At 69.3% G+C, this 13,356-nt stretch carries 10 protein-coding genes; 5 read left to right on the top strand and 5 right to left on the bottom strand.

What is annotated here, in order from left to right:
* Positions 1 to 33: 33 nt before the first annotated feature.
* The 5 genes from PZE19_RS02430 to PZE19_RS02450 all read right to left on the bottom strand — a co-directional run bounded on the left by PZE19_RS02430 (position 34) and on the right by PZE19_RS02450 (position 9,023).
* Positions 34 to 1,356: an aspartate aminotransferase family protein gene (locus tag PZE19_RS02430; protein WP_277858995.1), complete on the bottom strand. Its 1,323-nt coding sequence runs from the start codon at positions 1,354 to 1,356 to the stop codon at positions 34 to 36.
* 64 nt (positions 1,357 to 1,420) lie between these two features.
* On the bottom strand, positions 1,421 to 2,866 hold the full coding sequence (locus PZE19_RS02435) for a hypothetical protein (RefSeq protein WP_277858996.1): 1,446 nt from the start codon (positions 2,864 to 2,866) through the stop codon (positions 1,421 to 1,423).
* A 16-nt stretch (positions 2,867 to 2,882) separates the two neighbouring features.
* Positions 2,883 to 4,226, bottom strand: a complete 1,344-nt coding sequence (locus PZE19_RS02440; protein WP_277858997.1) for an MFS transporter — start codon at positions 4,224 to 4,226, stop codon at positions 2,883 to 2,885.
* A gap of 25 nt (positions 4,227 to 4,251) precedes the next feature.
* The gene (locus PZE19_RS02445; RefSeq protein ID WP_277858998.1) at positions 4,252 to 5,727 is read right to left on the bottom strand and encodes a DUF1501 domain-containing protein; all 1,476 of its coding nucleotides are present in this window, start codon (positions 5,725 to 5,727) and stop codon (positions 4,252 to 4,254) included.
* A 17-nt stretch (positions 5,728 to 5,744) separates the two neighbouring features.
* Positions 5,745 to 9,023, bottom strand: coding sequence for a PSD1 and planctomycete cytochrome C domain-containing protein (locus PZE19_RS02450; protein ID WP_277858999.1), 3,279 nt, complete (start codon positions 9,021 to 9,023; stop codon positions 5,745 to 5,747).
* A gap of 370 nt (positions 9,024 to 9,393) precedes the next feature.
* Here PZE19_RS02450 and PZE19_RS02455 point away from each other — a divergent pair, with 370 nt between their 5' ends.
* The 5 genes from PZE19_RS02455 (at position 9,394) to kdpA (ending at position 13,347) form a co-directional block, all read left to right on the top strand.
* A complete protein-coding gene (locus PZE19_RS02455) occupies positions 9,394 to 10,098 on the top strand; it encodes a PIG-L deacetylase family protein (protein WP_277859000.1) in 705 nt (234 codons plus the stop codon).
* A 140-nt stretch (positions 10,099 to 10,238) separates the two neighbouring features.
* Positions 10,239 to 10,691: a YaiI/YqxD family protein gene (locus tag PZE19_RS02460; protein ID WP_277859001.1), complete on the top strand. Its 453-nt coding sequence runs from the start codon at positions 10,239 to 10,241 to the stop codon at positions 10,689 to 10,691.
* A gap of 22 nt (positions 10,692 to 10,713) precedes the next feature.
* Complete coding sequence (locus PZE19_RS02465) at positions 10,714 to 11,187, top strand: macro domain-containing protein (RefSeq protein WP_277859002.1); 474 nt, start codon at positions 10,714 to 10,716, stop codon at positions 11,185 to 11,187.
* A gap of 346 nt (positions 11,188 to 11,533) precedes the next feature.
* Positions 11,534 to 11,626, top strand: a complete 93-nt coding sequence (locus PZE19_RS02470; protein WP_277859003.1) for a potassium-transporting ATPase subunit F — start codon at positions 11,534 to 11,536, stop codon at positions 11,624 to 11,626.
* Entirely contained in the window at positions 11,623 to 13,347 is a 1,725-nt protein-coding gene (gene kdpA, locus PZE19_RS02475; protein ID WP_277859004.1) for a potassium-transporting ATPase subunit KdpA, read from the top strand. Before PZE19_RS02470 ends, kdpA begins: the two co-directional genes overlap by 4 nt.
* Positions 13,348 to 13,356 lie beyond the last annotated feature (9 nt).

Here is a 13,356-nt window from a genome sequence, read left to right on the forward strand (position 1 = left end):
GGTTCTCAGCTTTCGCGGCCCGGACGGGCTGGTTCAGATCCCGTCGAGCAGCACGGCCTCGGTCGCATCCAGGGTGGCGTCGACGTCGGCCTCGGTGTGGGCGGTGGAAAGGCTCCCTTGCTTGGTCGGCAAGGGGAAATGGTAGACGCCGCGGGCGATAAGGGCCTTGCGGTAGCGAAGGTCGCGCGCCATGTCGTGGTTCGAGGCCAGGTCGCGCCAGTTCCGGGGCGCGTGATCCATGAAGTAGACGCAGAAGGCGGACCCTTGCCGGACGACGGTGGCCGTGACGCCGTGGCGGTCGAAGAGGCTTTCGAGCCCCTGCTGCATGCGGGCTCCGAGCGCCTCGAGCTGGGGATAGACGATGTCCCGGTCGCGCTTGAGGATCTCCATGGTGGCGATGGCCGCGGCGACCGGCGTCGGATGGCCGTTGAAGGTCCCGGCGATCAGCACGCGGCGCCCGGGCTCGGGGTGGTTGAAGAGATCCATGATCTCGGCCTTGCCGCCGATCGCTCCGAGGGGGTAGCCGTTGGCGATCGCCTTGCCGAAGGTGGAAAGGTCCGGTCGGACGCCGGCCAGCGATTGATATCCCCCCAGAGCGTGGCGGAAGCCGGTCTTCACCTCGTCGAGGACCAGGACGACTCCGTGGCGATCGCAAAGGTCGCGCAACCATTCCAGATACCCGGCGCGGGGCTTCACGACGCCGATGTTCTGGAGGATCGGCTCCGCGACGAGGCAGGCGACCTCGTACTTCCGGAAGCACCGCTCCACGGCTTCCGGGTCGTTGAACTCGACCACGTGGACACGCGCCGCGACGTCCGAGGGCATCCCCGCCGAGAGGGGGACGAACGGGTTCTCTCCCCCCTTCGAGGCCGGCCCCAGCTTTTCGAGCGGGGTCATGACGTTGCAGGCCACCTCGTCGTGCCAGCCGTTGTAGCCGCCCTGCATCACGACGATGTGGTCGCGGCCGGTGTACGCCCGCGAGAGCCTCAGGGCGTGGTACGTGGCTTCCGAGCCGGTGGTGGTGAGCTGCACCCGGTCGAGGGACGGGACGGACTCGCAGAGGAGCTCGGCCGCGCGACCTTCCCAGGGGGTCGTCCCCGAGCCCATCAGGGTCCAGCCCTCCTCGATCGACCGGATCACGGCCTCCTGGACCTCGGGATGGTTGTGGCCCAGGACATAAGGGGCGAACCCGGCGTGGTAGTCGAGATACTCGTTGCCGTCGGCGTCCCAGACTCGGGCTCCGCGCCCTCTCACGAAGGCGATCTCCGGATCGACCAGTCGGTTGAGAGAGACGACGCCACCCGGGATGAGGCGACGGTTGCGGGCGAAGAGGGCCCCGGATTGCGCGTGTTCCATGGATGCTCTCGGGAGGGGACGCGGCGTGTGCTGTCGACGGATGCGTTGCAGGGGGGCGGGCCGGTCAGGCGGGGAGCCAATCGGCGATCTCGGCGGCGATGCTCTCGGTCAGCGACTCCAGCGAGCCGGCGGCCACGACGGCGACGTCCGCCTGATAGATCCCGCGGCCATACGCGGACGCGGTCGGCAAGTAGCCGGGCTGCCAGCCGTTGACGAGTGTCAGGACGACGATCGGCGTGCGAGGCGTGCGACGTCGAAGCTCGACCTGAAGATGCTGATAGTGCTCGCCCTTCACGGCCAGCCAGACGGCGTCGCCGGCCTTCCAGAGCAAGACCTCGAAAGGAAAGGCGCGCCCAGGAGGGAGGTCGCCGATCCGGACGAGTTGGCGGTCCATGCGCTCGACGAGCGCCCGGCACACAGCGGCGTGGGCCTGGTCGTCGCGTCGCAGGGCGTCCTGCTCCTCACGAGCCCAGCGAACCCGATCGGCCCTTGTAGCTTCGGCGGTCGGCAGATCGGGCAGGTAAGGCAGATCGATGGGCCATCGCTTCTCCTGCCAGAACTCCAGTTCGCCCAGGCGATCGACGTCGAGCGGGACGTGACGCCAGGGGCCGAGGACCGCTCCCGATTCGACCGCGCCGGCATATTCGAACCGGGTCCGAGGGGGAGCCATCCCTTCGAGCGCCGAGAGGGCGGCGTAACCGAGTTGCCGGCCGTTGCGATCGGCGACGGCCGGGTCGCCGACGAAGCCCTCTCGCGGGCCGAGGTCTCCCGAGGCCCCCTGCAGGAATAGGCAAGGCGCGTCGTTGGCGTTCTCGACGACCTCGCGCATCGCCCCCGGAAAGTCGGGGCTGATCAGGGTGTTCTCCCAGGCGAGGGTGGTCGGGTGGCACGCGTAGTTGACCATCGTGGCGAGCGTGCGGCCGTCGGCGTTCGTGGCTCGGATGATCAGGACGGCGTCGTCCGCGGGGCCGTCGGGGTTGAAGCCGCAGACGAATCGAGGGGCCGCCTCATCGAAAAGGTCGCGATGGGCCGCCAGGTCGCAACGGCCCCGCGCGTAGCCGAGGGTGGCCGGCTCGGCATGGCTCTCGGCCACGGCGACGAGGCCGGCGAGCCGATCGGCGAGACCGACCATGTAGGGGGCGATGAGGTCGCCTCCGGGGCGGTCGGCACGGCGGACGTCCATAAGGCCGGCTGCATGGGTATGCGAAAAGCAGATCAGGATTCGTTCGCGTGCGACCCCCGACCTCGCGGCGACGGCGTCCAGGAGCTGCGCGGCCTCGAGATCCCAGAACAGGCAATGGTCGAGGGCGATGAGGAAGAAGCCCTCCGTCGCCCGTCCCAGCGGGGCGACGAGGGCCGCCGTGGCCGTGAGCGGCCGATGGACCCCCGTGGAACGTTCATGCGCCGCGGCCCCCCACATCCGATGGTAGATCCCGGTCGGCGGGGTGACGTCGCCGCGGGCCACGCCGAACGAGCAGACGGATTGGGGGTGTTCCAGGGGGGGCGGCATGATCGGTCCGTGGGGATCAGATGGTGTCGCGGTCGGCGTCGAAGATGAGCCAGCACGCGCCAGCCACGATATGGATCGCCGCGAAGAAAGCAAGCACGGCGTCCCAGGAGCCCGTAAGTTGGACGAGCCTGGGGACGAGGATGGGGAAGAGGATCGAGCCCACGGCCCCGGCGGTGTTCATGATCCCGAAGACCTGCGGCGTGTCGCGGCCGCCGAGGTCCATCGTCAAGGCGTAGGCGCAGGGCCCGGCCAACGCCGCCGAGAACGCGCCGAGGCTCAGGATGAGCACGGCCAGCCGCGCGTCGGCGATCGGATACGCCAGGCCGATCAGAATCGTCGCCAGGAACATGCTCGCCGCCGCGACCCCCTGGCGGGCGAGACGCAGGCTCCCCGTCTTCGCCAGGGCCCGATCCGACAGCCAGCCGCCGGCCAGGCAGCCGAGCATCGTCGTCCAGTGCGGCAGGCTCGTCAGCAGTCCCGCCTCCCAGACGCCGACGCCCCGGGTCTCGCGTAGGTAGGTCGGGAACCAGCTCAGGTAGAAAATGGCCGCCGCCGCGCGGAAGAACTGCTGCAAGGCCAGGCCGATCACGGAACGATTCGTCATCAAAGTACGCCAGGCGATCGGCCCGTCCCCAGGCCCGTCGCGCCGCGTCGCCCCCTCGGCGATGAGGCTCCGTTCCGCCTCGTCGACCGCCGCGTGCTCGCCGGGCGTGTTGCGGAACCAGAGGGCGAAGCCGAGCGCCCAGATCATCCCCGGCACGGCGTACAGGAAGAACATCCAGCGCCATGAGACGTAGACGAGGATGAAGCCCGACAACGCGGCCCCGACGGCTCCCCCCACGCCCATGAACCCGGCCAAGATCCCGCTCACGGAGGCGCGCCGCGACGCAGGATACCAGCGGCTGAGAACGCCCGTCGACGAGGGGAAGACGCCGGCCTCCGCGGCCCCCATCGAGAAACGCGCCGCGAGCAGCAGCACGAGGCCGTTCGCGAAGCCGCAGAGACCGGTGGCCAGGGACCAGACGGCGGAGAAGACGGGCAAGGCGCGACGGGAGCCCCAGGCCCGGTCCAGGCGGGCGGCGGGCATCTGGAAGAGCGCATAGGCCAGGAAGAAGGCGCTCATCACCAGGCCCATCTGCGACTCGCTCAGGCCCAGGTCCGCGCGGATCGATTTCTCGGCGACGCTCAGGCAGCCGCGATCGATGTAGGCGACGGTCGTGGCGACGCAGAGCCAGATCAGGACGGCGTGTCGAACCCGCGTCGCGCCCGAGTGATCGTCGCGATCCGGTCGCTCGCGGGACGGGTCCGTCGAGACGCCGTCGGCGTCCGCCGCCAGGATGATGTCCGCTTCTTGAGTCAAGCCGGCCCCCGTGTCGTCGACCTGATCAAGCCATGATTTCGCGGATCGGCGTCCCGTGGTCGATCTCCAGACGCTTCCGCCCGGGGATCTCCAGCTTGCGGCCGTCGAGGCCCAGGAGGTGCAGGATGGTCGCGTGGACGTCGGTGACGTAGTGGCGGTCCTCCTCGGCGTGGAAGCCGATCTCGTCGGTCGAGCCGTGGACCACGCCCCCCTTGATCCCGCCGCCGGCCATCCAGACCGAGAAGCCGTAGATGTGGTGGTCGCGGCCGTCGCTCCCCTGCGAGCCGGGCGTCCGGCCGAACTCGGTCCCGAAGACCACGAGGGTCTCGTCGAGCAGGCCCCGGCGCTTCAGGTCGGTAAGGAGCCCGGCGATCGGCTTGTCGATCCGCCGGCAGTTGCCCGCATGATTGGCCCTCAGGCCGCCGTGGGCGTCCCACGCCCCCGCGCCCCCGCCGCCGTCCTGAACCTGGACGAACCGGACGCCGCGTTCGACGAGCCGCCGGCAGGCGAGCATCTGGGCGCCGAAGTCCTTCGTCGCGGGATCGTCGAGGCCGTAGAGGCCGCGGGTCTCCTCGGCCTCGCCGCGGAAGTCGATGACCTCGGGGAGCGACCCCTGCATCCGATAAGCCAGCTCATAGGCCTTGATCCGAGCCGACAGGGCGGGATCGTCGGGGTATTCGACGGCCCGGAGCCGGTTCAGGCGATCGACCAGCCCGAAGCCGAGCCGCTGCTCGGCGTCGCCCATCTCCTTCTCGGGACGGCCGTAGTCGAGCGGGTTCGCCGGGTCGACGCGGATCGGGATCGCGTCGTGCGCCGGCCCGAGGTAGTGGCCGTCGGTCTTGTTCCAGTATTCCCGAACCCCCATCGAGACGTACTGGGGCAGGTTGTCGTTGAGCGAGCCCAGGCCGTAGTGCGCCCACGCCCCCAGGTTCGGGAATTCGCCGTCGAGCATGTGCCGGCCCGAGTGGAACTGCGTCTGCGCGCCGTGGTTGTTGTCGGTCGTGTACATCGAGCGGACGACGGCGACGTCGTCGATGCAACCGCCGATGTGGGGCAGCCAGTCGCTGACCTCGATCCCGCTCTGCCCGTACTTCTTGAAGCCGATCTGGAGGGGATAGAGCTTGGTGCGCGCCTGGCCGTTGGCGTCGTTCACGACGACGACGCGGGCCAGGGCGAGCTTCTTCGGGTCCTGGGTCCCCTGGTAGGGGGTCTCGGCGATCGTCTTGCCGGCGTATTTGTTCAGCTCGGGCTTCGGGTCGAAGGTCTCCATGTGGCTGACGCCGCCGTTCATGAAGAGCCAGATGACCGACTTCGCCTTCGGCGCGAAATGGGGGCGGCCGTCCGGGGGCGTCCAGACGCCGTCCGCCGCCCGCGCCACGCCGTCGCGATGGAGCATGGCCCCGAGCGCGAGGCCGGTGAAGCCCATCCCCATGTCGGCGAGGAAGCGGCGGCGATGGCCGCCGGGGCAGGGGGCGAGGCCGGGAGGAATCGGGTTAGGCATGGGTTCCTCGTCCGGGGTCAGCGGATGGTGATGAAGTCGTTGTGGTTGAGCAGCGACTGCACGAGGATCTCTCGGGCGCGGCGGTCGGGATCGGGCGCGTTACGGTTCTTCAGCAAGGCCTTCAGGTCGGCGAGGGCCTGCTCGCAGGCAGAGCCCTCTTCGGCGGTCGGCGGCGTGCACAAAATCGTCCGGAAGGCCTCGGCGGCGAACTTCGCGTCGCTGGTCGCGCCGAGCCGGGCGATCAGCCGGTCCGCGATCTTCGCCGCCATGGCCTGCGAGAGGCCGCTGTTCCAGAGCGCCAGCGCCTGCACGGGCACGATGCTCTCGTCGCGTCGATAGCAGTCCAGAACGCTCGCGTCGTCGAACGTGGAGAGGAACCTGTCGTGGTCGTTGTGCGAGTGGACGAAGTAGAGGCTCCGCCTGGGAGACATCGCCTCCGTGTTCGGGATCGGCGGCCCGCCCGCCTGATCGGAAAGCTCGCCGGCGAGTCGGAAGAGGCTGTCGCGGACGACCTGCGCCTCCATCCGGACCGGGTTCATCCGCCAGTAAAGCCGATTACCCGGATCGGCCGCCAGAGTGGCGGGATCCGCGCCGGCGCTCGACGAACTGCGGCGATAGGCCTGGGACGTGACGATCCGCTTGTGGAGCCGTTTCATGCTCCAGCCGTCCTCCATGAATTCGACGGCCAGCCAGTCGAGCAGCTCGGCGTGGCTCGGCCGGGCTCCCTTGCGGCCGAAGTCGAAGACGGTCGCGACCAGGGGCTGGCCGAAATGGCGGGCCCAGATGTGATTGACCGCGACCCGGGCCACGAGCGGGTTTTTCCTGTCCGTCAGCCAGTTCGCCAGCGCGGTGCGCCGCCCGGTGCTCGTTTCCGGGAAGGTCAGGACGTTCGGAGCCTGGGTGTCGGTGGGCGATTCGACGGCCTTCACGGCCCCGCGGAGGGGCGTGAAAGCGTCGGTCAACTCATTGACCGCCTTGCGGGCCGCGGCGACGGCGGCGGTCGCCGCCTCACGCTTCTTCGCCTCGTCTTTCGCGGCCGAGCCCGCAACGTCGACCTGCAGATCGAGTCGGGCGAGGGCCTCCTCGGCGCGGGCCAGGGCCTCGCGCCGCTCCGCGCGGGCCGCCTCGACGGCGAGCGACTTCGCGGCGTCGACCGGGGGTTGCTGGTGGCGGGCGCGATCCGCGGCCGCCCTCGCCCGGAGCGCGACGGGATGGGCCTCGGCCGTCGCGAGGGCCTTGTCGGCGACCGTCACGCGGGCCCTGGCCTGTTCGAGGGCGGTCGCGCCTCGGAACGTCGGCGAACCGTTCTCGACGAGCTGGGCGTCGGGAGGCAGGCCGGCCAGCTCGATCAGGGTGAACTCGGCCATCGCGGCATAGGTGACGAGCGCGAGCTTCCCGGGAGCCCGTTCGACGGGCAGGCGATAGGCCAGGGCATGCTCGCCGTTGACCGCGACGTTGATGAGCGTCCCGCGAACGCGGACGGACAGCTCGTAGGGTTCGCCGAGCTTGATCGGCCGGGCCCGGCTCCCCTCCGCGGGGTAGGTGCTGTTGCCTCCCCGCTGGTAGGAGACCTGGAGCTTGGGCCCGTCGGCGAAGGCGCTCAGGTAGACGAGGACGTCGCGGCCCTCGGCCGAGTCGAAGCACAGGCCCACCGATCGCCAGGGCGCTCCGCCGGTGATGGTGAACCTCAGGGTCGCGAGGAAGTCGGCCGGGTGGTCCGACCGGGTGCGATGAATCGATCGGACCTCGCCGGGCTCGCCCTGGACGAGTCTGCCGTTCTCGTAGGCCCAGCGGCCCCCGCTCGATTCCCAATGCTCGGAGTGGGCCGCGGAGAAGTCGTCCCGAAAGCCCGTCTTCTCGGCGAGCTCAGTCTTGCCAGTGGTCGCCGAGGCCGTCGCCGCCTCGACGGCGGCCAGATGCTCGCGCGCCTTCGCCGCCTCGGCCTGGGCCGTCTCGATCAGGACGTTTGCGGCCCGGAGCTGGTCTTCAAGGACGAAAGGTTGCAAGCCCGGCCGAGAGGCCGTCGGCGGCAGCGTCACGGGCTTGATGTCCAGGTCGGCCCAGGCCAGCGCCGAGGGGACGCCGGGCTTGAGGGCTCGATCCGTCGCAGGACGGGACTCGTCGCCGCGGATGAATCGATAGGTCGGAGCGTCGAGGTTGCAGTCGAAGACCCGGGGGAGGCCGTCCTTCTCGAAATCGAGCTGGCCCGGGAGCTGGTCCGTGCGCACCTGGTAAGGCTCGAAGAAGGCGCGGAAGCGGTAGTAGTCTTCCTGGCTGACCGGGTCGTACTTGTGGTCGTGGCATTTCGCGCAGTTCACCGTCAGGCCCAGGAAGGCCTTGCCGGTGTGCTCGACGACCTCTTCGAGCCAGGAGTTGCGATTGAACTTGAAGTAGCTGCGGGCGAGGAAGCCCGTGGCGCGGAGTCGATCGGGGTCGACGGGATACAACTCGTCGGCGGCGATCATCTCGCGGACCATCTGGTCGTAGCCCTTGTCGGCGTCGAGCGATTCGATGATCCAGTCGCGCCAGTGCCAGATGTGCTTCTGGCTGTTGCGGACCTCGGCGCCCAACCCCCACCAATCGCTGTAGCGCCATACGTCCATCCAGCGCCGCCCCCATCGCTCGGCGTACGCCTTGCCGGCGAGGAGGCGATCCACGAGCGCCTCGTAGGCCTGGGGCGATTCGTCGGCCAGGAATTCCGCCTGCTCCTCCGCCGTGGGGGGGACGCCGATCAGGTCCAGGTAGACGCGGCGCAGCAACAGGCCCTTCGGGGCCGGCGGCTGAGGCGCGATGCGTTTGGGCAGCCAACCTGCGGCCAGAAATTCGTCGATCGGGTTGCCGCCGGGGGCGGCGCCGCTCGTCGGCAGGCTCGGTCGGACCGGGGCGCGAAACGACCAGTGTTCGCGCGGGTCGGGCTCGGGGGCGTCGTCGGGGGGAGCGGCGGCTCCCTCGTCGATCCACCGCTTGATCAACGCGACCTGTTCGGCGCTCAACGCCTCGCCGTCGCCGGGAGGGGGCATCCTCCCTTCACCATGCTCGGCGACCAGTTCGACGAGGCGACTCGCATCGCTCTTGCCCGGCTCGACGACCGCACCGCCGGCTCCCCCCGCCATCAGGGCCTTCACCGAGTCGGTGCGAAGATTGCTTTTCTGCTTCAAGGCCCCGTGGCAGGCGTAGCAGCGGGCGGAGAGGATCGGCTTGATCTGCCGGAGGTAATCGATCTTCTCCTCGGCGGCCGCCTCGCGCGTTCCGACGAGACAACCGATGGCGGCGATCACCAGTAGCGGCCGTGGCATTCGGGTCGACTCCCTGAGTTTCCGCCCACGCCTGGTTGTTGCGTCGGATCATCTTCCGAGGATGGAACGCCTTCGATTCGCCCGGCCGAGCGGGAGAGGCTGGCTAGAATACCAGTTTCGCACACGATCGTGGCAGGGGCTGCACCGGCCGAGGAATTTCGCCCGTGTGGTCGAGGTCGCGAAGACTTGCGAAAACCCATGGAGCGACGTAAGGTCGAGGCGATGCCGGAGTTCGGAAGAGGCGCATCCAGTCCCGCTCTCGGCGAGCTCCGGTTCTTTCCACCGGGAGGCGGCGGATCTCCCGCGTGAGACGACCGTAATTCGACGGCGCTGAGAGGCGTGGTACCGCGATGCTGAGGCGGCCGAGGCGATGAATCGACGATCGCTGCTCTGTCGGACGGGGGCTTTGGGCGTCGGCGCGAGCCTGGGCGACGACGCGCCGCCCAGGCGGAAGGTTGTCGTGGCGGGGGGGCATCCCGGCGATCCCGAGTACGGATGCGGCGGCACGATCGCCCGTTGCGCCGACCTCGGTCACGACGTCGTCCTGCTCTACCTCAACGACGGCGTGCCGGCGGGGAAGCCGAAGGACGGCGTCCGCGTCGCCGAGGCGGGCCAGGCGTGCGAGATCCTCAAGGCCCGTCCTCTCTTCGTCGGCCAGGTCGACGGCGACGCCGTGGTCGACCGCGCCCACTACGAAGCCTTCGCGCGGCTCCTGACCGCCGAGAAGCCCGACGCCGTCTTCACCCACTGGCCGATCGACAACCACGCGGACCACCGGGCCATGTCGCTGCTGGTCTACGACGCCTGGCTGCAGATGAAACGGAGCTTCGCCCTCTTCTATTACGAAGTGTCGAGCGGCGAGGACACCGTCCAGTTCGCTCCCGTCCAGTACGTCGACGTCTCGGCCGTCGAGCCTCGCAAGCGGCGGGCCTGCTTCGCGCACGTCAGCCAGTCGCCCGGGCGTTTCTACACCCTGCAGGATCAGGTCGCCCGGATGCGGGGCATCGAGAAGGGCTGCCTTCAAGCGGAGGGTTTCATCCGCCACGTTCAGGGCCCGGGGTTCGACCTTCCCTGACCTGCGTGCGGGCCGGCGGCCGGAATTCCGGGGGCCCGCCAGGTGGCCGACGGGGTATCATCTCGTGAGGCGGCTTCTCGTCACGTCGGACGAAGGCGTCGGGCCCTTGGATCCCTTGAGTCGCACCAGGACGACGAACGATGCCGATTTACGTCGACGCCGACGCCTGCCCGGTCAAGGAGGAGATCTACAAGGTCGCTCGCCGGCACGTCGTCAAGGTGTTCGTCGTCTCGAACGCCTCGATGTTCGTCCCCAAAGACGACCTGATCGAGATGGTGGTCGTCCGCAGCGGCTTCGACTCGGCCGACGACTGGATCGTCGACCGCATCGTCGGGGGCGACGTCGCGATCACCACCGACATCCCGCTGGCCGAACGCTGCCTCAAGGCGGGGGCGCGGGTGCTGAGCCCGAAGGGCCGGACGTTCACCGAGGACGCCATCGGCGAGGCGATGGCGACCCGCGCCCTGATGGACATGCTGAGGCAGTCGGGCGAGTTCGGCGGCGGGCCCTCGGCCTTCACCAAGGTGGATCGATCCCGATTCCTCTCGAAGCTGGACGAGACGCTCCACGCCATCGCGAGGGAACGTCGTTGAAAAGATGCGGGGCGGTCGCCGGATGAGCCTTGAAATCGTGGAGGGCGACCTCCTGGATCAGCCGGTCGAGGCGATCGTCAATTCGTGGAACCGCAACGTGATCCCCTGGTGGCTGCTCCTGCCCCAGGGCGTCTCGGGGGCGATCAAGCGGCGGGCGGGGCTCGCGCCGTTTCGCGAGCTGGCGCGGCTGGGGCCGATCCCCCTGGGCGGGGCGGTGGCGACCACCGCGGGCCGGCTCCCCTTCAAGGCGATCATCCACGTCGCCGGGATCAACCTCGTCTGGCGGGCGTCGGAGGCCTCGATCCGCGACTCGGCGCGCCACGCCGTGGACCTGGCTGATCAACTCGGCCTGCGGTCGCTTGCGACCCCCCTGATCGGCGCGGGCTCCGGAGGCTTCGATCCGGATCGGGCCGAGCGGATCATGATCGAGACCCTGGGGGCGGTCCATTCGCCGGTCGAGATCGTCGTCGTGCGATATCGCCGGCCGCAGGGGTGACGGCGGGCTGAACGCGCGAGCGGGCTCTAAGCGGCGTCCCGCCGGCGCGTCGCGTCCTGCGCGGCGCCGGAGCAGCGGTCGATTTCAAGTCGCAATCAAGCGAGGCTCGAGAAAGCCGGCGATCGCCGGCCTCGCACCCGTCCGCGGGCGTCTTGACGGTTTCTTAGCGCCTTTGGGACGGACTTTGACCCCCGTTTGAGGCGGTCCGGGATCTAATACCCATGGGCGCAGAAGCCCGGGAGACTTTCCGCATGGACATTGCATGGGTGTTCGCCGCGATCATCTTCTTCGTCGGCTGCGACCTCGCGGTCGGGCTGGTCGCACGACTCGGGTCGGAGGAGTAGAGATGGACTGGATGCACGTCGTGGCGGTGGTGACGGCGGCCTTCCTGGCCGTCTACCTGTCCGTCGCCCTGTTGAAGCCGGAGTGGTTCGCATGATTTTCGACGCATATCTGGAGACGGCGCTCTTCGCCGCGGGCCTCGTGCTGGCCGTGAAGCCGCTGGGGCTGCTCATGGCCGCGGTCTACGAGGGCCGCCCGCCGCGACTGCTGCGGTGGCTCGGCCCCGTGGAGCGGCTCATTTACCGCCTGGGCGGGATCGACCCGGCGGCGGAGATGTCGTGGAAGGTGTATACCCGGGCCATGCTGGCCTTCACGCTGGTCGGCTTCCTGGCCGTCTACGCCGTCCAGCGGTCCCAGGGGCTGCTGCCGCTGAACACCGAAGGGCTGCCCGCCGTCGGTCCGGACCTGGCGTTCAACACGGCCGTGAGCTTCGTCACCAACACCAACTGGCAAAGCTACGGCGGCGAGTCGACGATGGCCTATCCGACCCAGGCGACCGCCCTGACGGTGCAGAACTTCGTCTCGGCCGCGGTGGGCATGGCCGTGCTCGTCGCCCTGATCCGCGGGTTCACGCGGAAGCAGTCCGCGACCATCGGCAACTTCTGGGTCGACCTGACCCGGGGCGTCGTCTACATCCTGCTGCCGGTCTCGCTCGTCCTGTCGGCGGCGCTCGTGTCGCAGGGCGTCGTCCAGACGATCGCCCCGTATCAGGAGGTCGCATTGTTGGAGCCGGGGGTCGACGGCGACGGCAAGCCCGTGACCACGCAGAAGATCGCCGTGGGGCCGGCGGCCTCCCAGGTGGCGATCAAGCAGCTGGGGACCAACGGCGGCGGCTTCTTCAACGTCAATTCGGCGCACCCGCTGGAGAACCCCACGCCGCTCACGAACTTCCTGCAGGTGCTGGCGATCCTCATCATCCCCGCCGCCCTCTGCTCCACGTTCGGCCAGATGATCGGCGACCGCAGGCAGGGGTGGGCGCTCTTCGCGGTCATGGCGGTCGTCTTCGCCGCCATGCTCTTCGTCGCCGGCGCCTCGGAGCGGCGCGGCAACCCGGTCCTCGCCGCGATCGGCGTGGACCAACCGGCGGGAAACATGGAGGGCAAGGAGGTCCGGTTCGGGGTCATGAATTCGGCCCTCTGGGCGGTGGCCACGACGGCCGCCTCCAACGGCTCGGTCAACGCGATGCACGACTCGTTCACGCCTCTGGGCGGCCTGGCCGCGATGTGGCTGATGCAGCTCGGCGAGGTGATCTTCGGCGGCGTGGGCTCCGGGCTCTACGGCATGCTGGCCTTCGCCGTGGTGGCCGTCTTCCTGGCGGGCCTGATGGTCGGCCGGACGCCCGAGTATCTCGGCAAGAAGATCGGCGCCTTCGAGATGAAGATGGCCTCGCTGGCGATCCTCCTCCCCTGCGCCATGGTGCTCGTCGGGACGGCCGTGGCCGTCGCGGCGACGCCGGGGCGGGCGGGCGTCTTCAACCCGGGGCCGCACGGGTTCAGCGAGGTCCTCTACGCCCTGTCGTCGGCGTCGAACAACAACGGCAGCGCCTTCGGCGGCCTTTCGGCGAACACGCCCTTCTACAACGGGCTGCTCGGCCTGGCGATGCTCGTGGGCCGGCTCGGGGTGATGATCCCGATCCTGGCCGTCGCGGGCTCGCTCGCCGCGCAGAACCACGTCCCCGCGGGCCCCGGGACGCTCCCCACGCACACGCCGTTGTTCATCGTGCTGCTGACGTCCGTGATCGTCGTCGTCGGCGCGCTGAGCTTCTTCCCGGCCCTCGCGCTGGGGCCGATCGTCGAACATCTCATGCTCCCGTCCTGAACCAGCGAG

The sequence above is a fragment of the Paludisphaera mucosa genome (assembly GCF_029589435.1).
In the GTDB taxonomy this organism is placed as follows: Bacteria; Planctomycetota; Planctomycetia; order Isosphaerales; family Isosphaeraceae; genus Paludisphaera; species Paludisphaera mucosa.